Raw genomic sequence first — 26248 nt, forward strand, 5'->3', positions numbered from 1 at the left:
GCAAAGACTCGTTTGCCCTGCCGCAACGAGGTAGACTGCGCTTTTTCCTCGAGACAGCCACGTGACCCAACACTCCGAAACCGTCCGCAATCCCGACCTGATCTGGCGCGATGATGGCCAGCCCGTTTCCCGCGAGTTTGATGATCCGTATTTCTCGGTGGATAACGGCCTCGAAGAAAGCCGCCACGTATTTTTGCAGAACAGTGGTCTGCCGCAGCGCTGGCACCACTGGCAAGGGCCTTTCTGTATCGTCGAAACCGGCTTTGGTACAGGCCTCAACTTCCTGATGACCTGGCAGGCCTTTGCCCGTGAAGCCAGTACCGACAGCTGGTTACATTTCACCAGCATCGAGAAATTCCCGTTGTCGGCCCAACAACTGGCACAAGCCATGGCGCTGTGGCCAGAGCTGGCCGAATACACCGAACAATTGCTGCAACAGTACCCGGATGCAATCCCGGGTTTCCATCATATGGAATGGCCAGAACAGCGTGTCCGCCTGACCCTGATCATCGGTGATGTCAGTGAGGTCATGAATGATCTGTCGGGCCCGGTACATGCCTGGTATCTGGATGGTTTTGCCCCCGCTCGCAACCCGGAAATGTGGTCCGACAGCCTGTTCCGCAATATCCGTCGCATCAGCCTGCGTCATCCACGACTGCTGGGCGAAACCACCGCCGCCTCATTCAGCACCGCAGGAATCGTGCGTCGGGGCTTAAAAGGCGCCGGATTCAGAGTGAAACGTTTGCAGGGATTCGGTCGGAAGTGGGAAATGCTGGGTGGCCGCTTTGAACTCTACGCAGGACCGGAACCCGCGCTGCTGAGCCAGGTTCGGCCATGGTTAGTACCGCAAGCACCGGATACCCGCCGTCGTATCGCCGTGATTGGTGCTGGTATGGCCGGAGCAACCACCGCCGCTGCACTGGCTGCTCAAGGGTATGCAGTAGATGTCTTTGATGCCAAAGGCATTGCCAGCGGAGCATCGGGCAACCCGCAGGGCGGTCTGTATATCAAACTGGCGGCATCGGAAAACGCCACTCACAGCGAATTTTACCTGGCAGCGTTTCAGGCCAGCCTGCGGCTGATGCACCAACTCGCCGCCAGAACGGATACACAGCTGTGGGATAACTGCGGTGTTCTGCAACAGGCGATGAACGAAGCGGAAGAAAAACGCCAGCAACGCTTTATGGAAGTCAGCTCCCTGCCAGCCAGTCTGATCCAGCCACTGGATGCGCAGACTGCCACCTCGGTCAGTGGCACCGCCCAAAATGGCAGCGGCCTGTTTTTCCCTGCGGCGGGCTGGGTCAGCCCGGCACGTTTTTGTCAGCAACTGCTGGAACACCCCGCCATCCGCGTGCTGATTCGCAAGGTCGAGCAGCTGCAATACCAGACAGAAGAATCACAATGGCAGTTGCAAATGGCTGATGGCGAAGTGGTTACTTACCCGCAAGTTGTGATTGCTACAGCCTATGATGCCCGCAAGTTGCTACCGGATGCCTACCTGCCGATCAAATCCATTCGGGGTCAAATCACCCTGCTGGATGCTGCCAGTGTCCCGAAAATCAATACCGTACTGTGTGGCGAGACCTACACCGCTCCGGCGCTGGATAATCAGGTCGTGGTGGGGGCTACTTACCACCAGAATGACTTCTGCGAAGAGGTTCGAGAGGCCGATCACGAGCAAAATTTGAAACACATGTTAGATTTTGGGCCCGATTTCTATAACAGTCGTCATAATTTTCGGGTCATTGGCGGCCGAACCAGCTTCCGTTGCACCACTCCAGACTACCTTCCGATGGTCGGCAGCGTGCCAAATCGATCAGATTTTGTACAAAAGTTTGGCATTCTCGGTTCTAACGCTCGTAAGATTCCTGCCATTGAGGCTCCAACACTGCCGGGACTGTGGCTGAATATCGGTCACGGCTCCCGCGGGCTCGCATCAACCCCGCTGTGTGCTGCCATATTGGCGGCGGATATCACCGGAAGTGCACGTCCGATCAGTGAACGCGTTATTGAAGCCCTGTGGCCTGGACGATTTTTATTACGCGATATAATTCGTAAAAAACTGTCACAATTCTGAATAGATATATGGCGACAGAAATGTCGCCATATTGTTCCTCGAATATATATTTCTGTCTTTTCGGACCAATCTAGGGACCCTCTGCAAAACCCGTTACCCGCTCTGGCTTATGGAGATGGTGCCAAATCACGAATCGGCAGTGATGGCTCACCTACCGGCAGCCGGATGAAGGCAGCATGTAAGCACCATCCCGAAAGCCCCGCAGGGCGCGGGCTGCAGCACGTTTGAGCGGTGTTGGCGAACTTGAAAAGGACCCGGCCAGGTTGGTTCGTCATTTCGCTGCGTTCGCCGCCTTGCTCACACGCACTGCAGCACTCGCGCAGAGCTGGGCAGAGTTTTCCAGAGTGTCCCTAGCACCCGATGACTCCCTCTGTCATGCCAGCCCCCTCCCTTTGAAGCCTCAGTCCGAAGCCTCAGTCCGAAGCATCAGTCCGAAGCCTCACACCGAAGCCTCACGCCGAAGCCTTGAATGCCAGTGGTGAAATACCTCATACGATTGAGTCAGAAGATAACAGCCACCGGCGCAGGTGATCTCCAGGCTCACAGGAAGAGTTTGCAGTCGCGCAAAGCAACAAAGCACGCAACATACCGACCACAAGCCCCAAACAGCTCAAAACGGCTTCCGCGAGGTCTCTTTACAGGCCATGTGAATTGAATGGGCGCAGTCACTCTTACATAGCAATGCCACAACATCACTGCGTGTTAAGACATCAGACCAGACAGGAGCAAATGAGGCCAGCAACCAGGCAAGACAGGAACAGAAAGTACTGACTACCGAAGCCTGCCGCTGATGCGGCAGGGCATTCCGGGTGAAGAAGGGAGTTTCAGATAATCCGCTTCAGACGGCGGCGACGTTCAGCCAGCTGCATGGCATGGCGGGACTCCTCGCGAATCTGGCGCATGACTACAGCGAGACTTTCACAGGCTACGCGCACTTCGCGCAGCTGTGCTTTCATCTCGTCGATCTCCTTGACTGCTGCAGCCAGGCGGCGGCGGAGTCGTTGCCGATCAAGATCGTTCATCACGCCACCCCTGTTGAACCAACGTATGTGTCAATTCAATGTGGCAGCTGTTTTCAACAGGGTCAAATAGCAACTTTGCGGAACCGTTTTGGAGCTGACGTAAAACATCTGACTTTTTCCCGGCCAGGCTGATTTCCTGTTCACCGTAGTCAGTGCCTTCTCGCAAAACGTATTCAAGAATAATGGCGTCCAGGGTTTCCGCACCAAGACGGTCCCACGGGATCACCAGAACGCCCTCACGGGGCGCTTCATCATAAGACAAGACCAGCCTCCCGCTCCCATTCACAACACATGCGCAATTCGGCATCAGACGGTGCGTGGCCACGTTCTGCAGACCAGCTGAAGGTATGTTTGCCCGACAGCTCGGTTTCCAGATGCACCGTGGCAGATACCCAGTACATGCTTTTTAGCAGGGTTTCAAACTGACGCAGCCAGGATTCCCACTCGTATTCAACAGCACGATAGGAAGCCGCGAAGTGAATGATCTGGGTTTGATAGGTGCCCGAGAAAATATGATCTCCGGGCATCGAGAACATTTCACGACACAGCAAGCTCCATTCATCATCCACGCCAGCGGGCAAATCCTGGATAGCCGCCCAGTTCACCCGACGCTGGGCTCTGGCAACGGCTTCCTTTGTACCCGGTACATGGCGAATGATGCCGTAGACGATGGATTCCTGATCGAAATGTGTCACTGATGATTCCTGTGAGTATCACCGTACCCCGGTGATTCAGTCGCCCAATGATAACCAAACCGGCCGCCGGGGCAAGATAACAGAGTAGCGGAACGTCAAACGTCCGACACTCCCTGACGTTGATAAATCAGTGGCCAGTGAGCGCCCATAAAAAACGGCGCCGAAGCGCCGTTTCTCAGAGCAAGGATAATCAGCCCGCTTCGCCGATACGACGACGCACATAGGCGCCTGGCGCATCTTCGATGGCTGGCAGCAGCTCGCTGCCTGGCTGACGGGCAGGAATCGCTTCCGCACCGCCCTGTTGTACCACCCACTTCTGCCAGTCGGTCCACCAGGAACCTTCGTTGAACTGGGCGCCCTGGTACCATTCGTCTGCCTCGGAAGGCAGCGCATCGTTGGTCCAGAAGCCGTACTTTTTCTTGTGTGGCGGGTTAACGATACCGGCGATGTGACCGGAACCACCCAGCACAAAACGTGGCTTGCCACCCATAACGGTAGCGCCAGTGTAGGTGCCTTTCCACAGGGCAATGTGGTCCTGGGCACAGGAGATGAAATAGGTCGGCGCATCAACCTTGCGCAGATCCAGCTTCACGCCATCCAGTTCCAGTTCATCCTTGGCAATCAGCTTGTTGTACAGGTACATGTTGCGCAGGTAGAAACTGTGCATGGCAGCAGGCAGGTTGGTGCTGTCAGTGTTCCAGTACAACAGGTCAAACGCCGCTGGACGCTCACCCATCAGGTAGTTATTCACGAAGAAAGACCAGAACAGGTCGTTCTCACGCAGGGTATTAAAGCTGAACGACATCTGGCGGCCATCGTAGTAGCCGAGCATGTCCATTTGCTTTTCAAGCGCGGTAATAGCAGTATCGTTGATGAAAACACCAATCTCGCCAGGCTGAGAGAAATCCAGCAAGGTGGTCAGGAAGGTGGCTGACTGGATGGAGGTTTTCTTTTTCTTCTTCAGGTACGCCATGGTCGACGCCAGCAGGGTACCGCCTACGCAGTAGCCGATTGCGTTGACTTCTTTCTCGCCGGTGGCTTTTTCGATGGCATCAATAGCAGCAATCGGGCCTTCCAGCATGTAATCATCAAAGCCCTTGTTACGCAGTTCCGGACCAGCATTGACCCAAGAGATGCAGAACACGGTATGTCCTTGATCTACAAGCCATTTCAGGAATGAATTGTCTGGACGCAGGTCGAGGATGTAGTACTTGTTGATGAACGGTGGAATCACCAGCAGCGGACGTTTGAACGTCGTTTCAGTGCTTGGGCTGTACTGGATCAGCTGCATGATGTCGTTCTGATAAACCACCTTGCCAGGGGTTACCGCCACGTTTTCACCCACGCGGAAAGCACTGGTGTCGGTCATGGCCACGTTCAGGGCACCACGTGCACTGCCGTCCATGTCTTTCATCAGCTGTTCCATACCGGTTGCCAGGTTGGAGCCACCGGTTTCAAAGGTCTTGCGGATCACTTCAGGATTCAGTGACGGGAAGTTGGTCGGAGCCAGAGCATTCACGTACTGACGAACAAAGTATTCCACTTTCTGGCGAGTGTGATCACTCAAACCATCGGTGTCCTGGATCATCTTCATCAGGGAATTGCCCTGAATCAGATACAGTTGTTTGATGAAATCGAATACAGGGTTCTCAGACCACTCATCGCTCTTGAAGCGCTTGTCTGAAGGGTCTGGTTGAACCACCGGATCAGGATGCTTGCCGAGAAAACGCAGGACAGTGTTCTGGTAAAGTTCCTGCTGCTGGCGCATCAGATCCATCTGGTCTGAAATCAGTTTATTCGGGTTTTCCAGCATGGCGGCGCCAACTTCACGCATGGCAACAGAAAAATCTGCCAGTACGGATGCTGATGGGTCTTCAGCTGAGCTTGGCTGGGTTACTACTTTCTCCCAGAAGCGACCGTAATGTTCTGCCAGGCGGCCCGACATCTCGTAAAAGTCGCCAACGGCAACTTCAAAATTTTCCTTGGGCATAGTCATTCGTTACCTGTTGTTCAGACGTAAATCAAAAAAGGCCACCATAGGTGGCCCTCAGGAATTCTGTAACAGCAATCAGGCAGCGGTTTTGGCAGTTGTTTTGGTCGCTGGCTTGGCGGTAGTGGCAGTAGTCGCAGCAGTAGTGCGAGCTTCTTCCATAATGGATTCTACCTGGGCTTTGAATTCCAGAGCCATGTCGGAGAAGGTCTTGGCATCTTCCATGATCTTCTTGTTCAGGGCGCTGGCTGCTTCAGCCTGGGCAGAGGTGAAGGAACGCATGGATTCTGCGTCCTTGATGTCGGATGCTTTTTTCATCTGATCCAGACCCATCTCGGCATAGCTCTTGATGGCGTTCAGTTGGAAATCAGTCATCTTTTCCATGTTCTCAACGAACAGACTGTTGAACTTGGCCATTGGGGCGTACATGGTTTTGGCCTGTTCGGTGAAAGCAGTCAGAATGGTATCTTGCATGGTTTTAGCTCCTTCAAAACAATGGTGGTTAGCAATATCTGCTGAAAACCATAATACGCCGGTCCGTTTGACACTTGAATGACAAAATAAGGGAATTGACTCACTTTGTTGCCCAAGATCACATTCCATATTTCAGGCCATATAAATTGGCGGCCAAATGTCAGTTTATTGGCGGAGTTTTACCATTTATATGGCTCGATTTGACCTGAAACGACCGTTAGATTCTAACATACGTTAGTTATTTTGAAGATTTTCCTGACATCATGTTCAACATCACCTGCTGAAACTGCCCCATGGCATTCATGCTTTCGGCAATCAGGGGTTGATACAGCGCCATCGGGTCATAACCTTCTTCACCCGACTTCATTTTTTCCAGCATCTGGTTAAACAGTTCTTGCTGAAACTGCTGCACATCCGGCAAGCCCATCACTCGACGAAACTCTTCCGGGGTCAGATCAAACGTTACGTTGATTTGCATGTCTCGATCCTTTTTTGATGAATGGACAGCTGTGCCCGGCACAGCTGCAAGTTACTGCCTGTAAACACTTACGTTGTAGCAACGTTCTTCAAACCAGCCCAGGCCACCAGCAGAGCCAGCACGGATGCGCCAGCAGCCAGCATGAATACTGGCAAACCGCCCAGCGCCCACAGATGACCGCTGCCCCATGCGCCCAGCGCACCACCCAGACCAAACCCGACACTGGAGTACAGCGCCTGTCCCTGCCCTTGCAGGCTGTCCGGGAACAGAACGGGCACATAACGAATGCACACAGCATGCAGCATGGCAAAACTGAAGGCATGGAACAATTGCGCCACCAGCATTAACAACAGACTGTCGGGGAACAACGCAACCATCGACCAGCGAACACTGGTGAGCACCAGACTCAGTAACAACCAGCGACGCAGCGAAGCCTGACGCAGAAAAAATCCGATCTTCCAGAACAACACCACTTCCGCGATGACACCCAGTGCCCACAATCCGCCAATGGCCGCACCACTGTATTGCAGCTCCTGCATATATATGGAGAAAAATGTGTAATAAGGCCCGTGGCTAACCTGCAACAGGAAATTGACTGCAATAAATGCCAGCACCGCCGGTTCTTTCAATAATGGGAATATTGATAATCGGGCATGGGATAACTTACGTTCTCTACGTTGATCCGGAATACCGAAACTGTTCAGCAGAATTCCCAGCATTAACAACAACATAACCACTGGCAACCAGCGAATACTGATGTAATCCAGCAACCAGCCAATCACCACCACTGCAACCACAAATCCGATTGATCCCCACAGACGGATACGGCTGTACTGCTCAAGACAGTTATTGATCAGCCGCATGGTTAATACTTCATATTGCGGCAAGGTCGCAGACCAGAAAAAGCCATACAGAGCCATCACCCCCAGCACCTGCCAGAAGCCATCTGCAATCCAGATCGCCGAAAAACAGATCGCCGTCAGGACTCCGGCCGCTCGTACCATCTGTAACGGGCTATCGAGGCGCTGACCAAACCAGGCCCAGACATTAGGGGCAAAAATCCGCACACCAGAGAAGGACGCAATCAGCGCACCGATTTCATCGGCGCCAAAGCCGAGGTGCTGCAGGTAAAGCCCCCAGAACGGCATGATGCAGCCGGTGAGCGCAAAAAACAGGGCGTAAAACAGCGACAAACGGCTCTTGGGAAAAGCCGGAGAGAATTCACTCATGCAACACAGCCAGACAACCACTTACCTGTTGAGAATAACAGGACATTGCAGGGGCGGAACTACAGGCCGGTAAAAACAGAGCGACAAAAAACAAAAGGCCGTGGGGTTAACCACGGCCTTCTGAAGATTTCTGCAGAGTTCGGGCAATAACCGTCGCCGATCAGGCCTGTGGCGCCAGACCAGCAATCACCGGGGTATTGCACTGTACATCGGCGTTCTGGCCGCGGTGACGCACCAGGTGGTCGAGCAGCACAATCGCCATCATGGCTTCCGCAATCGGAGTTGCACGAATGCCCACACAAGGATCGTGACGACCTTTGGTGACCACCTCAATCGGGTTGCCATCGACGTCGATAGAACGCCCTGGAATCACGAGGCTGGAGGTCGGTTTCAGCGCGATATGGGCAATCACGTCCTGACCGGTGGAAATACCACCCAGGATGCCGCCCGCATGGTTGCTGAGGAAACCTTCCGGGGTCATTTCGTCACGATGTTCACTGCCCTTCTGGGACACCACGGCAAAACCATCACCAATTTCGACACCCTTGACGGCATTGATGCTCATCAGGGCATGGGCCAGATCAGCATCCAGACGGTCGAAAACCGGCTCACCCAGACCCGGCATCAGGCCGCTGGCGACCACAGAAATACGGGCCCCCACGGAGTTGCCTTCGCGACGCAGGGCTTCCATGTAGGTTTCCATCTCGGCCACCTTGCTGGCATCCGGACAGAAGAACGGGTTCTGCTCAACCTGATCCCAATCGAAGTTGGCCATATCAATGCTGATCGGGCCCAGCTGCGACAGGTAACCACGCACCTGAATACCCTTGGCAGCCAGCACTTTCTTGGCGATAGCACCCGCGGCTACGCGCATGGCGGTTTCACGGGCAGAGGAACGACCGCCACCACGGTAATCACGGAAACCGTATTTCTGGGTGTAGGTGTAATCCGCGTGAGCCGGACGGAAAGTCGCAGCGATGTTGGCGTAATCCCTGGAACGCTGGTCGGTGTTTTCGATCAGCAGGCCAATGGAAGTACCGGTGGTTTTGCCTTCAAACACACCCGACAGGATCTTCACCACGTCGTCTTCACGACGCTGGGTGGTGTAGCGGGAAGTGCCCGGCTTGCGGCGATCCAGATCCAGCTGCAGGTCAGCCTCGGTGAGTTCGATCCCTGGTGGGCAACCGTCAACAATCGCCCCCAGTGCCAGACCGTGACTTTCACCAAAGGTGGTGACGATGAAGTTTTTTCCGATGCTATTTCCAGCCATAGTTTTTATCACTCGGGAACACAGGGACGTCGGCACTCACCGGGTCCGGGTTAATCAATTCACTTCAGCAGATCGAGATCACGCGCCTGCAGAACAAATACACCGTGGCCACCACGTTCGAATTCCGGCCACACAAACGGCAACTGCGGATAGGCTTCAACCAGCGCCGGCCAGCTGTTGCCCACTTCAACCACCAGCAGACCGTCGTCGGTCAGGTAGTCACGGGCTTCGGCCAGCATACGACGCACCAGATCCAGACCATCTTCACCGGCCGCCAGGGCCAGTTCCGGTTCGTGATGGTATTCCTCCGGCAGGGTCGACATATCGTAGGCATCAACATACGGCGGATTGGAAACAATCAGGTCGTACCGGCCATCGGCGGCACTGAACAGGTCTGACTGCAGCGCCACCACACGATCTTCCAGCTCGAACCGCTGGATGTTTTCATCGGCCACTTCCAGCGCTTCCGCTGAAATATCCAGCAACTCGACTTCGGCGTCTTCGAAGTGTTTTGCACAGGCGATACCAATACAGCCTGAGCCGGTGCACAGATCGAGAATACGCTGTGGCGCTTCCAGGCCTTTCCACCAGGTAGCAAAGCCCAGCTCGATCATTTCACCAATCGGTGATCGTGGAATCAGCACACGTTCGTCGACCACAAACGGCAGACCACAGAACCAGGCTTCACCAATCAGGTATGGCGCTGGCACCCGTTTCTGGATGCGTTCAGTCACCAGCGCCAGCACTGCTTCCCGTTCCGGACGGGTAACACGCGCCGACAGCCAGCTGTTGTCGAGCTGCCATGGCAGCGACAGCGCATGGGTTACCAGCAACCGGGCTTCATCCCAGGAATTGTCGGTGCCATGGCCAAAATAGATGTCAGCCTCGTTCATACGACTGACGGTCCAGCGCAGCAGATCCTGCAAGGTCAGCAGCTCATCTACCGCAGCCAGCGCGTGTTGTTGAAGATCCATCGGGTACGCCTGTCAAACAAAGGGCACAGTGTACTGTTGGACCGGGAAAACACCAAATAGACCCGCTGCATATCCAGCATATCCGCAGCGACACAACCGGCCGCAGCGGGGCTGGAATCAGCCCATCCGTTGCCCGTACAGGCTGGCACCACCGCTTTCATAGGCATCCAGTGCCTTGTTGGCGATGTGATAACCGAGCGCGATCATTTCACTGGCGCGATAAAACTCGTACATCTCACACGAGGTCATCGGCAGGTTGATCATCAGATCCGGCGGATAAGCGGCGGTTTTGAAGCGAGTCAGCGACAACTGCATGGTTTCCAGCATGTTGTTCATGATTTCGAACTTGCCGATATTTTCGTCGATCTGGCGCGCGGTATTAGTGGCGATACGTTTGCTGTCGGCCTTGTCAAACCAGCTGCCGGCCTTGGCAAAAATGCTTTCCAGCCAGGCCTGTTTTTCCTCCCGCTCTTCCTGCTCGGAACCGAGGGCAAAGTCGTCCGGCATGGCGATATCAGCGTTGAGATCCACCGCCATGATCAGGTCAGCATGGACCGATACACAGGGTGAAATCGGCAACGGATTCAGTACCCCGCCATCCACCAGCACATGACCATTGTGATGTACCGGTTTGAGAACGCTGGGAATCGCTGCTGACGCCCGCATGGCGGTATCGAGGCTGCCACTCTGGAACCAGATTTCCTTGCGGGCGGTCAGGTCGGTTGCCACCGCCGTAAAGGGAATCGGCAAGTCTTCAATCTGCACACTGCCCAGAAATTCACTCAGCAGCGCAAACACCCGATCACCACGAATGACCCCACTCGACAACAAGGTCACGTCGATCAGGCGTAACACATCGAGATAGCCGAGCGTGCAGGCCCAACTACGGAACTCCTGCAGTTTTCCGGCGCAGTAAAAACCGCCAATAATAGCCCCCATGGAGGCACCGGAGATCGCCGCAACGCGATAACCACGCTCTTCCAGAGCATCCAGCACTCCAATGTGAGCGTAGCCCCGGGCACCACCACTGCCCAGCGCCAGCGCCACCGTTTTGTTTACGCCCGCAGACTTGCCGCTATCCATTTCTAACGCTCCGGCCAGAATACAAATCGCAGGGCAGGCGCAAGACTGCGTCCCGGCGCCAGTGCCAACGCCGCCTGCCCTTCCACGTTCAATTGGGTGTTGCCATCAAAGGTCTGCATGCGCAACTGGTCTGCCAGACGCTGCGAACACACCCGGTTGTCTTCCATATTGCTGCTGTCATAACAGTGCACCAGCAGGTACAAACGCCGCTTGCTGCTGTCTGGCAGACGTTTCAGCACCGCAATCAGGCTGCTGCTGGCGTCAACATCCAGCTGGCCATCTTTCACCACCATGCCCGGCAACCAGCCATCGCTGTCGGCGAGAATACGGGTCATGGTTTCTTCATCAATACGAGCCGAATCCAGATTATCGCTGGTGCTAATCACATCCATCGCAACCACAGTCTGGCGCGCCCCGCGATGACTGGCATAGAGCACCACCAGCTGGCGACCGTTTGTGCTGTTTTCCAGCTCCAGCACGGCATACATCTGGCTACTGTCGCGGCCAACCAGACGGCCGTTTCCAAACACATCATTGGCCCAGTAATGGCTTGAACCACAGGATAAATCGGCACAGGAAAACAGCTCCGAGGCTCCACCATCCGCTGCCAGAGCGGCGCGTACATTGGCGCTCAGATTTTTCAGTTCCAGGCGCCCCGGCACTTCCCACACCCGCCGCCACACACTCGCAGCCAGCACTCGTTCGTCACTGGTAGTGACACGATCAACCGTCTTGCGCGGTGCCGACAGCAACAAACGGTACTGACGATTATCCTGCTCTTGCTCCAGCATCCGCGCTGATCCCAGCTCGCTGACTCCGGTTGCGGGGTCTACGGCGGCGGTCGCCGTATTGGCCCACACCAGTCCAGCCATCACCATCAGAAGCCAAGATTTGATTACATTCACCGGTATCCCCTGTTCTATTCATCGGTGCCATCAAGGTGATTGTGCACCACTCGCCCGTTTACTATTGCGACCACCGTCGCCGATCCGGGTTTCATCTCGATACCTGAAGAGTAACACGTCCTCGACAGCTGGCTTTGTTATCTGCGGCGACGTTTTTTTGTCATATCCAGCCCTTGTTCGACCAGACTGTTATAAAAGATCAAAAACATCCCTGAACCACTCGCCACAAACACACTATCCCCGTTAACAGAGCTGGCCGCGATTGCTACACTGCGCATCCCACACGATGTCCGCCGGACCCTGCTTCCATGTTGATGCGTCACCCACTGCTGTTATCCCTGTTTACCTGTATTGTCCTGCTGACTGGTTGCCAGGCCAAACCCAAGCCCCAGACCGACAGCAGCCCGACGACGGCAACTTCCGCCCCTGCCAGTACCACTCCGGCGGCGACCACCAATAGCAAGGCCGCACCGGCTGCACTACCACCACGTAACGTCCGTGAAGCCCTGAATGCGCTCTACGAAGACTATTGGCAAGTGCGTGTTGATCACAGCCCGGCACTGGCCAGTCGTCTGGCCATGGCACCGGATCAGATGTGGGATGATCTCGGGCCGGAAGAACGTGTGCGTTACCGCACCCAGCTGAACGAACTGCAACTGCGCAGCAAGGAAATGAAAGTCAGCGATATGACGCCGCAGCAGCGTTTGTACTTCAACGCTTTCCAGCTGCTGCTGACCCGCCAGTTGCAACTGGAACAATGCCGCCTGCAGACCTACCAGTTCAGTTATGCCAACAGCTGGAACCACACCCTGGTTGATATGCTCGAGCGTACTCCGGTCGACAGCATTCAGGACTTTCACCATTACCTTGACCTCATCGCGGCTATTCCGGGCCTGTTCAGCCAGTGGCAAGCCAATATTGTCGAAGCACGCTCGGCGGCCATCCTGCCACCCGATAGTGCGCGCCGCGAAGTCATTGCCCAACTCGACCAGCAGCTGTCGGGGTATCCGTTCTCGGACAGCGCGGCACCATCCCGTATCTGGCGCGACCTGCAAGGCAAACTGCGAGCCCTGAACCTGTATCCACAATCCGAAGCCCTGCTAGAAGAAAAAGCCCGCAGCACCCTGCTCAACTACATGCTGCCAGCGCTGCGCCAGATGCGTTTTGACCTGCAGGAGCTGAAGACCCCGACTGACCAGAACATGCAACAGCTGCAGGGGGGGGATGCCTGTTATCGCCTGTGGCTGGCAGATGCTGGTGCTCAGGTAACGGCTGAAGAATTACATGAACAGGGCAAACGCGAACTGACCGCCTTGCAGAAAGACATCACCAAGGCGCTGAATCTCGATCCGGGTGTGCCGTTCGCGCCACAACTGCGGGCCTGGGTTGCCTCGTCTCGCAGTGCTCCGGACGACGTCCTGACCCAGGCTCGTATCCGTCTGCAACAGGTCAACCAGCAGCTGCCAAAAGCCTTTGCCTACCTGCCGGGAACACCACTGGTGATTCAGGGCAACAAGGACAAACTGCGCGAGTTCTCCTGGTATCAGGAGCCTCTGGCGGAAATCAATCGTCCGGGTATCTACTGGATCGACAAAAATAACCCGCCGGGTGTGCTGCGCTGGCCACTGGATCTGTACCGCGAAAGCCTGCCAGGTCGCCACCTGCAAGTCGCCTTGGCGCAAGAGAACATCCGTCTGCCTGAATTTCTGCGCACATCCGCCCTGCACGATTATCCGGCTGGCTGGCCAACGGTAGCCGCCCGACTGGCACTGAGCCTGAACGGTTACCAGAACAGCGCCGAAGCCAACCGTGTGTTTCTGCTCGAACTCGAAGAAGCTCTGAACCTGGTACTGGATACCGGTATTCACCTGTTCCAGTGGAACCGTGAACTGGCACTGACCTATTGCCAGGACAACAGCTTCCTCGACCGTGCTGACTGTCTGACCCGTATTGATCGCATCATGCAGCGTCCGGCCTATTTCGCGGCTGCCGCCATTTCCCGCGACAATATCGAGGACCTGCAGGAAAAAGCGGCCGACGAAGCGGGTAGCAAGTTTGATGCAAACCGCTGGCGCAGTGATTTCCTGTCCCAGGGCGCACTGCCAGCCTCGCTTTACAACGAATGGCTCGATCTCTGGGTCAGCGCCCAACCGTAACAGCAACGGCGTTTCTGATTCAGAAACGCCACGCCAACCCGGCCCGCCAGTAATGGTTGGGCTTGGGTTCGATACTCACCGATGCCAACGTAGCGTCGGTGGCCTCCAGCTGCCGAGCACGCTGCAAGCCAGCTTCCAGCTCAAGCCACCAACCGCTGCGCCACTCCAGTCCTGAGCCAAGCCCCATACGCCAGCTGCGATAATTCACTTCGTAAGTGCCAGTCTGCCCACTCAGTTGTTCACGCCAGACACCACCATCCGGCGCTGCCCGTAACCAGCTGCGCCAGCCTGTCTGAATCATGTATTCCAGCCGGGTTTCCGGGAAACCCAGCAATAATTCGGTGTTGCCGCTATGCCAGGCAATGGCAGCATTTGGACGCGGCCGGAAATCACCAAACCGGCGATCCACCATCAGCCCCAGCTGCCAGAAGAAATCACGCTGCGGCATGCTGCGCCAGGCCAATAACAGATTGGCACCCAGCGCTTTGGTATCCGTCACTTCACCATCGGTCATCAGACCCGGCTCCAGATGAATCCGCAGCTGATCCTGGGCGCTGCGCCACTGGTAATAACGCAACGGCACACCAACCCAGTAATAAGGACTTTGAGTAGCAGTGGCTCCCTGCCAGTCGAACCGGGTTTCGTTAATCGTAAACGCACTGCTGAAACCATCTTCGCGGGCATCCAGCTGTTGAATCGGCAACGTCAGTTCCAGCTCCGACATGGTCAGCGCAGTACCGTCGCCCGACTTTGCAGATACCGGTACATCACGCGACCAATACACACCATCCACCGCCATGGCAGCACCAGAAACAGTTGCCAGCGTCAGCCCGAGCAGGCCGCGGCACAGAGCTTTACGCATGACGTAATTGCGCATCAATAGACTCCTCTACACTGGCGTAACTCACCATAAAACCGGTGCGGGTGCTTTGTTTGCGTAACTGATCAATGGAGATCATCAGCAACAACAACAGCTGAAAGGCTTCCAGCAGAGACTCATCCACGCCTTCACTGCGCAAGTGATCATAGTGATCCGCCAGTGCCTCATAGGCCTGGGTTTCACGACGGCGACTGCGCTCATCGGACTGGTGATCCAGCAAGGCAAATACTTCCAGCACCTGAATCAGCGCAGTGACATCACCGGCACGTTTCTGACGCGCCAGCTGGTCTATGTAGAGGTGCAAAAAACGATTGGCCCAGGCCAGTACGGAATAACCGCAGCCAGGGCGTGGCAATACCGGATGCAGAGGATCACGGCCAAGGCTGTCGAACCAGCTGCCGCGATTATCAGAATCGTCCCCATGCGGAACCGCAGTTGGGGTCAGGTTGGATGCGGGGGTCTTGTTCACAATCGGGTCCTCCATTGGTCTGCGGTGGCAGACGTTGTTGAGTACTCAACTGCAAACTCCGAACCAGATTAAAAAACTCCATATGATTCATAGGGTTGAATCGAATTCCGGCAATAACCACAGGGCTTGTGACGGATTTCTGTCGAATAGCGGCAAACGCGGGAGGAAAGCAGCGGCAGTTATCGGCGGATAACTGCCGCAGGCAGCAGAATCAGTGGCCGGACGGTTTGTCGAGGTCGCCCGTGACCTCCTGATGCTGCTTGTTAACCTTGTGGTGCAAGCGACGGGTGCCGATGTACACCAGCAACAGCACAATCGGCAAAGCAACCCCCTTGACAGCGTAAGGGCTCAGCCACGGGAAGATGGTTTTCAGGCCTTCCACCCCGATGCCAATCAGCGCCAGGATGTAATAACCGATCACGACCACCGACAATCCTTCGACGGTTTGTTGCAGGCGCAGCTGGATTTCACTGCGACGGTTCATTGACGACAGCAGATTCTGGTTCTGTTCCTGAATCGACAGCTCCACCCGGGTCCGCAGCATACTGGTGGTGCGGTGAATCCGGCGCGACAGGTCTTCGAGCTGATCTCGCACCGAAATACAGGTCTTGATACCCGGTGTCAGACGGCGTTCCAGAAACTCACGGAAACTCTGCACCCCCTCAATGGGTTGCTCATCGAGCTGGTTAAGACGGTCAATCACCAGATCGTGATAAGCCACCGCCGCCGCAAAACGGAAGTTGGTATCGGAACGGTCACGCTCAACGTCAGCCGCCAGACGCGACAGCGACTTCAGCAATTCACGTTCGTCCTGACGATCTTCCAGCTGGGAAATGCTCAGGTTCAGCTGGGCCAGCGAACCCTGCACTCGCCCCAGCTCGTTACCCATACGACGCGCCACCGGCAAGGCCAGCAGCGACATCAGACGATAGGTTTCCAGTTCGAACAGGCGTTGCACAAGACGGCCGTTTTCCGAAGCGTTCATGCTCTTGTTCACCGCCAGAATACGACCAAAACCATCACTGTGCAGACGGAACGCTGTCCATACCGTGGCTTTGCCATCCATAACGTTGGCACCGGATACCCGCTGCCCTTCAAACCAGCGATACAGCTCTTTATCGTCCGGAACCTTGTCGACCACCGCCAGGTTCACGGCAACCACCAGTTCACCCGGCATATTGGCCAGCCAGTCTTTGGGAATAAACGCCAGGGTGTCCGCCGCAAACGGCTCGGAGTCGTGAACGATAAAGGTGAAGTTGGAGAACTCCAGGTGGCGCTCCCAGCGCAGCTCGAAACCACCAAAGTCCTGATACAGGCAGGAGGATTCCGGGTCCGGGGCTGGCACACTGAAACGGCGGCAAAGCTCGACCACATGGGCATGTAACTGCTGACGGTTGTCATTCAGCTTGACCGTGAAATGGGCCACCTGACAACAGCCTTCGATAACCGGCGAAGGACGATTGTGCAATTCCTCGTACAGGACCGAACGCATCGGATGTACGTTCAGACTCAGGGCCGGTGCTGCGATATCCGGAGAGCGAGGTGACATAAAACAACAGGTTCCTTGTAGTGATCCGCCCGCCTGACAAAAGGGGCGCTATCATCGAGACTAACGGCAAGCCGGTATCGCGGCCAAGGTGTTCATTAGGTTTACTACCAAGGTGGCAACCGGCCAGCGAGGCCACAGATGATTCAGTATGGTTAAGAAATCACACCTGAGCAGGTGTTGAAGACAGGTTTTCAGGCAAGGCCGGTAATGGCTGCAAACGCCGGAAATCGTCCAGCGACAGAGCCAGCAAACGTTCGGCTTCACCATGCCAGCCGCTCAGCCAGGTTTGCAGCGCCGCTTCGATGGGTAACTGCACACCTTCCGGTGGCTGCAACGCCTGCTGCAAATCGGCCAGCGCCACATCGGCCATAAAATCCGCCAGGGTCAGATGACGCAAATCCGGCAACCACACCCAATGCTGATCCTGGGTCGGACTAACCCAGCCACGAGCATGGAACAGCTGCAACAGCGCCGAGATATGCGGCGCCGGAATCAGTCCCAGCTGTCGCCGTAACTGATCTTCACCGGAGGCCCGACCTTTTTGCTGGTTGTCGTACAGGGCCAGCGCCAGCAACAGACGTTCACGCAGCGGATCGAGCGAACGCCGCCGCTCCGGATGCCCAAGGGCATAACTCAGCTCGGCACCCAGCAACAACAGCATCCAGCTGATGTAAATCCACAACAGGAACAACGGCACCGCGGCAAACGCGCCGTAAATCAGCTGGTAAGACGGAAACAGCCCCATCATACGTGCGAACAGGAACTTGCCGGTTTCAAACACGGTGGCCACAAACAGTGCCGCGATAATGGCATCCCGCCATGGCACCCGGCAGTTCGGCACCATCATGTACACAAAGGTGATGGCTGCCGTGGTCATTAATACCGGCACCAGCCGCGCCGCCACCGGAATATGAGTGCCAAGATCCAGCACCGATACCGAGGCCAGCAAGGAGCTGACCGCCTGCGCCGATGCAAACAGTAGCGGCCCCAGGCTCAACACCGCCCAATAACGGAAAAATCGCTGCAGACTGGAGCGTGCAACTTCTACCTGCCAGATCCGGTTGAACTGCTGTTCGATGGTTTGCATCAACATCAGCGCCGTCATAAACAGCGCCAGTACACCGACCCAGGTCAGATCACGCGCTTGCTCACTGAACTGCACCAGATACTTGGAAATCACCCCGCTGCCTTCCGGCATCACATAGGTGAGCAAACTGGTGTGAGCACGCGAACCCCACTTCTGCAGCGCCGGAATAGCACTCAGGATGGCGTAGGTCACGGTGATCACCGGTACCAGCGCAAACAGGGTGGTATAGGTCAGAGCGGCGGCATCCCGGCGCCTTTCCATACTTTCAAAGCGTCTGAGGGTCTGCCAGAGAATTCTCAGGACAAAACGACCGCGACGGTAAGCGGTGAGCATGGGGCAATTTCCTTGGTACAATCAGTAGCCAGTCCGGCTCCAAACGGGAAAAGCATGAGCGAAATTACTATCTACCACAATCCCAGATGCTCCAAATCACGGGAAACCCTCGCCCTTTTGCAGGAACAGGGCATTACCCCACAGGTTGTGGAATATCTGAAAGACACTCCAGACGCCGCCACCCTGAGTGCATTGATCGACCAGCTGGGCTTACAAAGCCCGCGTCAGCTGATGCGCACCAAGGAAGACGAATACAAGGCGCTGAATCTGGACGACACAAGTCTCTCCGATGAACAGCTGATCGCTGCCATGGTGGCCACCCCAAAACTGATCGAGCGCCCGATTGTGGTGTGTAACGGTCAGGCCCGTATTGGTCGCCCACCTCAACTGGTGCTGGAGATTCTCGGATGAGTACAGGCAGTCAGAGCCGACCGTGGGTATTGGTGCTGTATTACAGCCGCCATGGCAAAACATCCGAAATGGCCAAACTGATCGCTCGTGGCGTTGAGCAGGTAACCGGCATGGAAGCGCGTCTGCGCACCGTGCCTGAAATTTCCGCCAACACCGAAGCCAGCGCTCCGCCGATTCCGGAAAGTGGCGCCCTGTACTGCAGCGCCGGTGATCTGCGCCATTGCGCCGGTCTGGTGCTGGGCAGCCCGACCCGCTTTGGCAATATGGCAGCGCCGCTGAAGTATTTCCTCGACAGCACCAGCAGCCTGTGGCTGAACGGCGCGTTGGCCAATAAACCGGCCGGTGTTTTCACCTCATCGTCCTCCATGCACGGCGGTCAGGAAACCACCCTGCTGACCATGGCACTGCCACTGATTCACCACGGTATGGTGTTTGCCGGTATTCCGTATCAGGAAGCCGCACTGAGCCAGACCCGCAGTGGTGGCACTCCGTACGGTGCCAGCCACTGGTCAGGTATGCACAACGATCAGGACATCAGTGCCGAAGAAAAAGCGCTCTGTATTGCCCAGGGCAAACGGATCGCCCAACTGGCGCTGGCACTGCAAAACATTGGCAAGGGAGGTGCGGCATGAGCGCATTTGCGGCCAAGGCCAAAGTCGCCTGGCAGGTGATGAGCGCCAGTTACGCCGGGCTGCTGTTGCTGATGCTGGTTTCCACATTCAGCACCGCACCGGAAGCCATTGAGAGCACAGGCATGATGATTCTGACCGGCCTGGGTATCTGGCTGTTCAAGGTCGCCCCGCTGCTGCTGTTTGTACCGGGGCTGATCAAGGGACTCCCGAAAACCTCAGCCTGGCTGGCCTACATGATCATGCTGTACTTCGTATTGGCCGTGATGCTGGTGTTTACCCCCGGCGCAGGCGGCCAAGGCTGGTTGATGGTGCTGCTAACCATGAGCATCTTTATGGGTGCCATGTTGCACACTCGATGGCACAAACGAGCGGCTGCCGGTCTGTAAGCTGACTTTCTGGCTCAAAACCTGATCAAAATACGATCAAACGAGCCAGATTTATGAAGATTGGCTGCCAACGGTTCCACCCGCGGGAAGCAAGGCATAGTCTGGACTGGCGTGGCCCCCTTCAGATCCAATGCTGCGCGATCCTTCAGAGAAGCCGTTGGCCGGGTCAGGCCCCTGACCCGGCTCTTTTTTACCAACACTAGCCACGGATGGCGGTGTTATCAACCTGTTTCCCGTCAGCCCTGCCGGGCATTCATCAGAAAACGACTTTCAGATCATCCTCATCCGGCACACCAAAACTGGTCCAGGTCTGCACCACCTTGCCGTCCTTGTCGAGCAGATACTTGTAGAAGTTCCAGCGTGGATAACCGGCACTGTCCCCTACCTGCTTGAACAGCGGATGGGCGTTTTCCCCCGTTACCGCCACCGGTGCCAGCATGGTAAAGGTCACACCAAAGTTCTCGCGGCAAACCCGGGCAATTTCTTCCTCGTTTTCGGCTTCCTGATCAAAACTGTTGGAAGCAACACCAATCACCACCAGTCCCTTGTCCTTGTATTCCTCGTGGAGTTTCTCCAGCTCACCAAACTGACGGGTAAAACCACAGTGGCTGGCGGTATTCACCAACAACACCGGATGGCCTTTGGTGATGTCACACAGGTTCAGGATTTTGGAGCTGTGCAGCTGTTTCATGTCCTGCTGAAACACCGCCGGGCATTCATCGGCCTGAACGCTCATCGCCGATAACGCCAGCAGTGGTAACAGACAGGAACGTAATCCGGTCAAGACGAGAGATTTCATGGCAGGCTCCCAAATAGTGATACAAACCTTGTACAGTATTCATGCAAAGCCGGTGTCAGGCAACTGCTTTTGCACCAGAACAAAAATTAGTCAGGTATTTGAGAATAGCCGACCCGGCTCTTGGAACCGGGCATCACAACAACAAGGCAATCAGGAAAAGGCTCAGGCCGACAGGCTGAGGGTTGGCAACACAAAGCGACTACGACTGTCACTCGGGGTCAGACCACACCAGCGTTTGAAAGCACGCCGGAAATTGGTGGTGTCGTTAAAACACAGATGCTGGGCCACCTGTTCGTTGTTCCAGCCCTTGACGTGTAACAGGTACAAACCAACGTGCAACCGCGCCTGATCCTGCAACTGCTGGAAGTGGCAGCCCTGCCGCGCCAGACGGCGCTTGAGAGTCGCTGGGCTCATGGCAAACGCCTCGGCAACCAAAGCCAGATTCAGCGGGCGCTGGATATGCTGCACAAGATAACGGTATACAGACTCTGGAAAACCACGCCAGCGTTGCTGCCCCATCTGCTGCAGCGCTTCCATCTCGGCCGTACGACGTGCCAGCGCCACATGACGAGGCCAGCTCTGCTGCAAGACCGCTCGTGACGTCAGCATCAGATTGATACCGGCGTCGTAATGACAACGCTCACCCAGATACACCTGACTGCTGGCCGCATCCTGCGGTGCCGCACCGGCAAACAGGAATTGCCAGCCAGGCTGCAAACCCGACAACCAGCGCACCATGGCACTCAACCCGGCCATATGCGCTCGCACCAGAAACTCCAGCTCCTCACCGGCACCATGGCTGTCGAGCCACTGCAGATACACAAATTGCTCATCCACAATCAGTCGTGGTGCCAGCAAGGGGGACAAGGCACGCGAATAATCACACAGCAGCTGCAGGGCATCCTGCAGATTGGCAGCGTTGGCGAGCAAGCTGCTGCACACACCATAATGACCCGGCCACAGCTGAGCTCCCCAACGGAATGCCAGTTCACCATCAGAATCCAGACGTCGGGCATTGGCCACCAGCTTTAACAACTGGTTAGGGGAAATCAGCACCTGACCGCTGTGGAAATCCTCTTCAAACAGGCCAGTGCCCTTTAACACCTTATGGCTGTTGTGCCCCTGCGCCAGCAGCAGGTCCAGAAGCACCGCGGCATGGTGATGAGCTGGCAACAAGGAATCGTCGGCATCGTACCAACGGCTTGCCAGCTTCATGCGCCAATGGCCCGCAGTCCGCGCTGACATTTGTGCTGCTCCAGCACCCGATTGGCACGGCTGATCAGCTCTTCCGCACTTTCACCCAACCAGCACGCAATACCAGTGCCGGTGCTCAGGTAGTGGGTTTCACCACTCTGCTTGTTCTTGTAGGCAAACGACTGCACCGCCAGCTCCAGCTCCGACGCCAGACGCTGGCCGGTTTCCATATCCGTATCCGGCAACAGAATCGCAAAACGGTCAGCGGCGTAACGGCAAATCAGATCCTGGGCGCGCAGGTTCAGCAGCAGCAGCTCCGACACTTCATGCAGCAGGTAATCCCCTTCGCGGACACCATTAACGCGGTTAAATCCAGAGAAATTGTCGAGATCCAGCATCACCAGCTGGGTTGTGCCAACCTGGCTGCTGTTGAGGCAAGTCTGCAATTGCTGGCGCAGATAATTGGCACGACCCAGATGGGTCAGGTGATCGGTAAAACGGTGTTCGCGGAACAGGCGCTCGCGTTTGAGCAGCTGCTGATTGATGGAGATCTGCTCGCGATGCCAATGCACCAGACCGTAAGTCAGCAACGCAATACCGATTGGCATAGCCCCCGACTCCAGCCACTTGCCCCACATCTGGCCAGCCGGAATTTTAATAAACTCATCCAAGCTGTCCTGCCACATGGCCAGAAACATAAAGCCCATACCCAGCGTCAGCCAGTTGGTCACTCGTCCGGCCGGACGACTGCCCAGCACCAGCAGCATCCATACCGCCACGGCCATGGCGGAGCCGCCTTCACCGACCACATCGAGCCAGTCAATCTGGCTGAACGGTTTGGAGTTGCCCAGCATCAGGTTGGCCACCAGAGCCGCCAGCGCCAGGCCGGAAATCAGGAACAGCTTGCGCAGATGCAGGTGCAGATGGGTGAACATAGGTATCTCCAGAATCGAATGCCAGCTGGATACCATTGCCAAATGACAGTTCGGTTACAGGCCGGGAGGTCAAATCGGCTCACACCAGATCAGCAACTTCCTGAAATATTTACAATCCCAACGTCATCCACACCGCCGCCTGCCGGGCCACCAGCGTTAACAGACTGCCAATCAACCACTGTTGATCCCGGTTATCAGGGGGCTGATCCGTATTAACCGGGTCAGAGTGGATCATCGGCGGCATCCAGGCGCATTTAAAAGATCTTATTTGAATCATTAAAGCCCATTCGAGATTTATCTGTAACAGAAGTGAAATACCGTCTTTCTACCGTCGCGGCCCATCACAGCCCGGATCACCGGCCACGACATAGGGAGAAACACCGTGAAATTCCGAAGCAAGCCATTGGCAGCCCGTATTACTTTGATCAGCACCCTGCTCGCCTGCAGCCTGGCACAAGCCGACACCAGCCTCGAAGGCCGGGTGGTGGATGCCCAGGGCCAGAACATCTACAGCGGCGCCGTGGTGCGCCTGCTGGAATCTGGTCGTGAAGTAATTACCGAAGCCGGTGGACGTTTCCGGATTCCGGCGCTGGCCGCCGGTGAATATACCCTCACCGTTACCGTCGGCGGCGAAACCGTCGAAACCCGCACTATCACACTCGAAGAACAGCCGTCCAACAGTATCAGCATTGTGCTGAACGAAGGTCAGGAAGCGGTTGAAGAAGTTCTGGTCGTAGGTCAGGCCGCCGGTTTGCAACGGGCACTGGACCGTCAGCGTAACGCCGATGCCATCGTCAGCGCCGTCAACGCCGACGCCATTGGTGAACTGCCCGACAACAACGCCGCCGAAGCTCTGCAACGGGTGCCGGGTATTTCCATCGAACGCGATCAGGGCGAAGGCCGTTTTGTGCGCATCCGTGGCATGGGCGCCGACCTCAACTCGGTAGCCGTTAACGGCACCGAAATTCCGGCACCGGAAGCGGGTGTTCGTGCGGTTGCCCTCGACGTCATTCCATCCAACCTGATTCGCTCCATGGTGGTTACCAAGTCCCTGACTCCGGACATGGACGCCAGCGCCATTGGTGGCGCCGTGGAAATCGAAGGTATTTCAGCCCTCGACCACGAAGGTTCGTTCTATAACCTGGATGTGGCCGAAAGCCACGACAGCCAGAGCGGCAACAACAACCCGAAACTGTCGCTGGTCGCCGGTAACAGCATCGACTTCGATGATGAACAACGTCTGGGGGTTGCAGCTGCCTTCAGTTACGAAGACCGCAAGTTTGGCTCTGACAACGTTGAAACCGGTGGTGCCTGGAGTGATGGCGAACTGGAAACGCTGGAACAACGCGCCTACGACATCGAACGTCAGCGCACCGGTGCCGCCCTCAACATCGACTACCAGCACGACGTCGATAACAGCTGGTATCTGCGCACCCTGTACAGCGAATTCCGCGACGACGAACAGCGTCAGGCACTGGTCGCCACCTTCCAGGATTGGGACGATGAAGCCGGTGAATACGACGACAACAGCCGCGCAGCTGGTGAAACCGGCCATGCCGAAATCAGCCGCGAGCTGAAAGACCGCACCGAAACCCAGAAAATCATCGCCACCACCTTTGGTGGTGAACACTTCCGCGACGACTGGACCATTGAATACAAACTCGGCCTGTCGCACTCCCGCGAAGACGAACCGAACACCATTTCCGCTGCCGCGTATGTGGGTGAATTTGATGACGTCGGTTTTACCAACAGCCGTCGTCCGAACCTGACCGCAGGCAGTGATGTGTACAGCGCCGGTAACTACGAGCTGGACAAGATCAAACGCACCAAAGGCGAAGCCGATGACAGCATGAAAATGGCCAGTCTCGACGTCACCCGCGACATGATTGTTAACGATTACAACGCCCAGACCCGCTTTGGTGCCAAGGTCAAACGCCGAACCAAAACCAACGATCGTACCAACTGGAAATACGGCGACTTCGGTGACGCATCCAGCAGCCTCGGCGACTACAGCACCGGCAACGTTGACTACTCACTTGACCAGTTCGGCCCGGGAATTTCCGCCTCCGCCGTACGCCAGCTGATGAACAGCCTCGACGCCACCGATGCCTATGATGAAGAAGCCTCCTGGATCGAAGACTACGACATCGACGAAAACATCAACGCCGGTTACCTGATGGGTCAGATCGACATTGATGACCTGCGTCTGACCACCGGTGTTCGTCATGAACGTACTCATATCAGCGCCAGTGGTTATGCGCTGGATGGCAATGGTGACATCGTGCAGATCAGCAAGGACAAGGAATATCACCACACCCTGCCTGCACTGTTGGCACGCTATCAGCTGGATGACGATACCCAGTTGCGCGCGGCCTGGACCAATGGTCTGGCGCGCCCGACCTTCGAGCAGATTCGCCCGAACTACGTGATCGATGACAGCGAACTGGAAACCGGCAACCCGGATCTGGTCGCCATGCGCTCCTCCAACCTCGACCTTGGTGTGGAACACTTCACCGGCAGCGCAGGTGTGGTCTCTGCCTTTGTGTTCCACAAGAACATTCACGACTTCATCTACGAAACCGATCTGGGTGAAAGCGGTGCTTACAGCAACCTCGGTGAGTTCGACTCGGTATCCACCTATATGAACGGTGATACCGCGCGTGTACTGGGTATCGAACTGGCCGCCTCCCGCAAACTGACCATGCTGCCAGCACCGTTTGATGGCCTGCTGCTGTCCGGCAACCTCACCAGCGTACGTTCACACGCAACCATCAGTGGTTACGACGGTTCGGATCGTCTGGAACGTGACATTGCCCTGCCGAACCAGTCCGACCTGACTGGCAACCTGGTCATCGGTTACGAACGCGACGACATCAGCCTGCGTCTGGCCACCAACTACAAGTCCGACTATCTGGTCGAAGTGGGTAACCTCGATGACAACAGCGAGGACATCCATCAGGCCAGCGAAACCCGCGTCGATTTCAACGCCTCGTGGGATGTTACCGAACAGCTGAAGCTGCGCTTTGATGTCGCCAACATCACCAACGAGCCGTACTACCGCTGGCAAGGCAGTGAGTCCTACAACGCCCAGTACGAAGCCTACGGTCCGACCTACACCCTCGGTCTGAACTTCCACAACTTCTGATCCCACCCACACAGATGCCATCCAGACAGATGGCGTTGGCCCCGGTGCAAGCCGGGGCTACCGTTCAGGAAATGC

The 26248-nt window shown here is 56.1% G+C and carries 24 protein-coding genes; 6 read left to right on the top strand and 18 right to left on the bottom strand.

From position 1 onward, the window contains the following. The first annotated feature begins 61 nt into the window (after positions 1-61). Positions 62-2077 (top strand): bifunctional tRNA (5-methylaminomethyl-2-thiouridine)(34)-methyltransferase MnmC2/FAD-dependent 5-carboxymethylaminomethyl-2-thiouridine(34) oxidoreductase MnmC1, encoded by a 2016-nt coding sequence (gene mnmC, locus OUO13_RS11590; protein ID WP_283174051.1) that lies wholly within the window; start codon positions 62-64, stop codon positions 2075-2077. A gap of 824 nt (positions 2078-2901) precedes the next feature. On the opposite strand, the gene OUO13_RS11595 is transcribed toward mnmC, so the two are convergent. The 11 genes from OUO13_RS11595 to OUO13_RS11645 form a co-directional block, all read right to left on the bottom strand. Beyond that, a complete protein-coding gene (locus tag OUO13_RS11595) occupies positions 2902-3033 on the bottom strand; it encodes a hypothetical protein (protein ID WP_283174052.1) in 132 nt (43 codons plus the stop codon). A gap of 52 nt (positions 3034-3085) precedes the next feature. Beyond that, entirely contained in the window at positions 3086-3361 is a 276-nt protein-coding gene (locus tag OUO13_RS11600) for a YheU family protein (RefSeq protein WP_346429352.1), read from the bottom strand. Next, the gene (locus OUO13_RS11605; RefSeq protein WP_283174053.1) at positions 3351-3794 is read right to left on the bottom strand and encodes a hypothetical protein; all 444 of its coding nucleotides are present in this window, start codon (positions 3792-3794) and stop codon (positions 3351-3353) included. Before OUO13_RS11605 ends, OUO13_RS11600 begins: the two co-directional genes overlap by 11 nt. A 190-nt stretch (positions 3795-3984) precedes the next feature. After that, positions 3985-5784: a PHA/PHB synthase family protein gene (locus OUO13_RS11610; RefSeq protein WP_283174054.1), complete on the bottom strand. Its 1800-nt coding sequence runs from the start codon at positions 5782-5784 to the stop codon at positions 3985-3987. Positions 5785-5862: 78 nt separating this feature from the next. Beyond that, positions 5863-6258, bottom strand: a complete 396-nt coding sequence (locus tag OUO13_RS11615; RefSeq protein WP_283174055.1) for a phasin family protein — start codon at positions 6256-6258, stop codon at positions 5863-5865. 238 nt (positions 6259-6496) lie between these two features. Then, complete coding sequence (locus OUO13_RS11620) at positions 6497-6736, bottom strand: DUF6489 family protein (RefSeq protein ID WP_283174056.1); 240 nt, start codon at positions 6734-6736, stop codon at positions 6497-6499. A 68-nt stretch (positions 6737-6804) separates the two neighbouring features. Next, on the bottom strand, positions 6805-7965 hold the full coding sequence (locus OUO13_RS11625) for an MFS transporter (protein ID WP_283174057.1): 1161 nt from the start codon (positions 7963-7965) through the stop codon (positions 6805-6807). A 160-nt stretch (positions 7966-8125) separates the two neighbouring features. Further along, the gene (gene aroC, locus OUO13_RS11630) at positions 8126-9235 is read right to left on the bottom strand and encodes a chorismate synthase (RefSeq protein ID WP_283174058.1); all 1110 of its coding nucleotides are present in this window, start codon (positions 9233-9235) and stop codon (positions 8126-8128) included. Positions 9236-9294: 59 nt separating this feature from the next. After that, entirely contained in the window at positions 9295-10209 is a 915-nt protein-coding gene (prmB, locus tag OUO13_RS11635; RefSeq protein ID WP_283174059.1) for a 50S ribosomal protein L3 N(5)-glutamine methyltransferase, read from the bottom strand. 117 nt (positions 10210-10326) lie between these two features. Next, positions 10327-11292, bottom strand: coding sequence for a patatin-like phospholipase family protein (locus OUO13_RS11640; RefSeq protein ID WP_283174060.1), 966 nt, complete (start codon positions 11290-11292; stop codon positions 10327-10329). Positions 11293-11294: 2 nt separating this feature from the next. Next, positions 11295-12197 carry a DUF4892 domain-containing protein gene (locus OUO13_RS11645; protein WP_283174061.1) on the bottom strand — a complete coding sequence of 301 codons (903 nt, stop codon included), beginning with the start codon at positions 12195-12197 and terminating at the stop codon, positions 11295-11297. Positions 12198-12505: 308 nt separating this feature from the next. On the opposite strand from OUO13_RS11645, the gene OUO13_RS11650 reads away from it, so the two are divergent. Then, on the top strand, positions 12506-14353 hold the full coding sequence (locus OUO13_RS11650; RefSeq protein WP_283174062.1) for a DUF885 family protein: 1848 nt from the start codon (positions 12506-12508) through the stop codon (positions 14351-14353). Between the two features lie 19 nt (positions 14354-14372). Here the strand turns inward: OUO13_RS11650 and OUO13_RS11655 are convergent, their stop codons facing one another. From OUO13_RS11655 to OUO13_RS11670, 4 genes are all read right to left on the bottom strand, one after another. Continuing rightward, positions 14373-15230 carry a hypothetical protein gene (locus OUO13_RS11655; protein ID WP_283174063.1) on the bottom strand — a complete coding sequence of 286 codons (858 nt, stop codon included), beginning with the start codon at positions 15228-15230 and terminating at the stop codon, positions 14373-14375. After that, positions 15208-15702, bottom strand: coding sequence for a hypothetical protein (locus tag OUO13_RS11660; protein WP_283174064.1), 495 nt, complete (start codon positions 15700-15702; stop codon positions 15208-15210). Before OUO13_RS11660 ends, OUO13_RS11655 begins: the two co-directional genes overlap by 23 nt. Before the next feature lie 211 nt (positions 15703-15913). Continuing rightward, a complete protein-coding gene (locus OUO13_RS11665) occupies positions 15914-17251 on the bottom strand; it encodes a DUF3422 family protein (protein WP_283174065.1) in 1338 nt (445 codons plus the stop codon). Between the two features lie 160 nt (positions 17252-17411). Continuing rightward, positions 17412-18671: a YihY family inner membrane protein gene (locus OUO13_RS11670; RefSeq protein WP_283174066.1), complete on the bottom strand. Its 1260-nt coding sequence runs from the start codon at positions 18669-18671 to the stop codon at positions 17412-17414. 54 nt (positions 18672-18725) lie between these two features. Between OUO13_RS11670 and arsC the strand changes: the two genes are divergently transcribed. From arsC to OUO13_RS11685, 3 genes are read left to right on the top strand one after another with little or no spacing between them, the layout of a single operon-like run. Continuing rightward, positions 18726-19082, top strand: a complete 357-nt coding sequence (arsC, locus tag OUO13_RS11675) for an arsenate reductase (glutaredoxin) (RefSeq protein ID WP_283174067.1) — start codon at positions 18726-18728, stop codon at positions 19080-19082. Further along, on the top strand, positions 19079-19714 hold the full coding sequence (wrbA, locus tag OUO13_RS11680; RefSeq protein ID WP_283174068.1) for an NAD(P)H:quinone oxidoreductase: 636 nt from the start codon (positions 19079-19081) through the stop codon (positions 19712-19714). The genes arsC and wrbA overlap by 4 nt, the downstream gene beginning before the upstream one ends. Then, positions 19711-20100 (top strand): DUF2069 domain-containing protein, encoded by a 390-nt coding sequence (locus tag OUO13_RS11685; RefSeq protein ID WP_283174069.1) that lies wholly within the window; start codon positions 19711-19713, stop codon positions 20098-20100. The genes wrbA and OUO13_RS11685 overlap by 4 nt, the downstream gene beginning before the upstream one ends. 256 nt (positions 20101-20356) lie before the next feature. Here OUO13_RS11685 and OUO13_RS11690 read toward each other — a convergent pair whose 3' ends face one another. The 3 genes from OUO13_RS11690 to OUO13_RS11700 all read right to left on the bottom strand — a co-directional run bounded on the left by OUO13_RS11690 (position 20357) and on the right by OUO13_RS11700 (position 23028). Beyond that, the gene (locus OUO13_RS11690; protein ID WP_283174070.1) at positions 20357-20899 is read right to left on the bottom strand and encodes a glutathione peroxidase; all 543 of its coding nucleotides are present in this window, start codon (positions 20897-20899) and stop codon (positions 20357-20359) included. A gap of 162 nt (positions 20900-21061) precedes the next feature. After that, positions 21062-22144, bottom strand: a complete 1083-nt coding sequence (locus OUO13_RS11695; RefSeq protein WP_283174071.1) for an AraC family transcriptional regulator — start codon at positions 22142-22144, stop codon at positions 21062-21064. Further along, complete coding sequence (locus tag OUO13_RS11700; protein ID WP_283174072.1) at positions 22111-23028, bottom strand: GGDEF domain-containing protein; 918 nt, start codon at positions 23026-23028, stop codon at positions 22111-22113. Before OUO13_RS11700 ends, OUO13_RS11695 begins: the two co-directional genes overlap by 34 nt. 382 nt (positions 23029-23410) lie before the next feature. Between OUO13_RS11700 and OUO13_RS11705 the strand changes: the two genes are divergently transcribed. Further along, positions 23411-26173 carry a TonB-dependent receptor gene (locus tag OUO13_RS11705; protein WP_283174073.1) on the top strand — a complete coding sequence of 921 codons (2763 nt, stop codon included), beginning with the start codon at positions 23411-23413 and terminating at the stop codon, positions 26171-26173. Positions 26174-26248 lie beyond the last annotated feature (75 nt).

It is taken from the genome of Parathalassolituus penaei, assembly GCF_026626885.1.
In the GTDB taxonomy this organism is placed as follows: Bacteria; Pseudomonadota; Gammaproteobacteria; order Pseudomonadales; family Oceanobacteraceae; genus Oceanobacter; species Oceanobacter penaei.

Bases quoted from the DNA above. Each gene is read 5' to 3' on its own strand.
- OUO13_RS11615 (WP_283174055.1), bottom strand. From the start codon at position 6,258: ATGCAAGATACCATTCTGACTGCTTTCACCGAACAGGCCAAAACCATG.
- OUO13_RS11670 (WP_283174066.1), bottom strand. From the start codon at position 18,671: ATGCTCACCGCTTACCGTCGCGGTCGTTTTGTCCTGAGAATTCTCTGG.
- OUO13_RS11625 (WP_283174057.1), bottom strand. From the start codon at position 7,965: ATGAGTGAATTCTCTCCGGCTTTTCCCAAGAGCCGTTTGTCGCTGTTT.
- OUO13_RS11640 (WP_283174060.1), bottom strand. From the start codon at position 11,292: ATGGATAGCGGCAAGTCTGCGGGCGTAAACAAAACGGTGGCGCTGGCG.
- OUO13_RS11650 (WP_283174062.1), top strand. From the start codon at position 12,506: ATGTTGATGCGTCACCCACTGCTGTTATCCCTGTTTACCTGTATTGTC.
- arsC (WP_283174067.1), top strand. From the start codon at position 18,726: ATGAGCGAAATTACTATCTACCACAATCCCAGATGCTCCAAATCACGG.
- OUO13_RS11595 (WP_283174052.1), bottom strand. From the start codon at position 3,033: ATGAAAGCACAGCTGCGCGAAGTGCGCGTAGCCTGTGAAAGTCTCGCT.
- OUO13_RS11620 (WP_283174056.1), bottom strand. From the start codon at position 6,736: ATGCAAATCAACGTAACGTTTGATCTGACCCCGGAAGAGTTTCGTCGA.
- OUO13_RS11665 (WP_283174065.1), bottom strand. From the start codon at position 17,251: ATGTCACCTCGCTCTCCGGATATCGCAGCACCGGCCCTGAGTCTGAAC.
- prmB (WP_283174059.1), bottom strand. From the start codon at position 10,209: ATGGATCTTCAACAACACGCGCTGGCTGCGGTAGATGAGCTGCTGACC.
- OUO13_RS11695 (WP_283174071.1), bottom strand. From the start codon at position 22,144: ATGTCAGCGCGGACTGCGGGCCATTGGCGCATGAAGCTGGCAAGCCGT.
- OUO13_RS11685 (WP_283174069.1), top strand. From the start codon at position 19,711: ATGAGCGCATTTGCGGCCAAGGCCAAAGTCGCCTGGCAGGTGATGAGC.
- aroC (WP_283174058.1), bottom strand. From the start codon at position 9,235: ATGGCTGGAAATAGCATCGGAAAAAACTTCATCGTCACCACCTTTGGT.
- OUO13_RS11700 (WP_283174072.1), bottom strand. From the start codon at position 23,028: ATGTTCACCCATCTGCACCTGCATCTGCGCAAGCTGTTCCTGATTTCC.
- OUO13_RS11610 (WP_283174054.1), bottom strand. From the start codon at position 5,784: ATGCCCAAGGAAAATTTTGAAGTTGCCGTTGGCGACTTTTACGAGATG.
- OUO13_RS11690 (WP_283174070.1), bottom strand. From the start codon at position 20,899: ATGAAATCTCTCGTCTTGACCGGATTACGTTCCTGTCTGTTACCACTG.
- wrbA (WP_283174068.1), top strand. From the start codon at position 19,079: ATGAGTACAGGCAGTCAGAGCCGACCGTGGGTATTGGTGCTGTATTAC.
- OUO13_RS11655 (WP_283174063.1), bottom strand. From the start codon at position 15,230: ATGCGCAATTACGTCATGCGTAAAGCTCTGTGCCGCGGCCTGCTCGGG.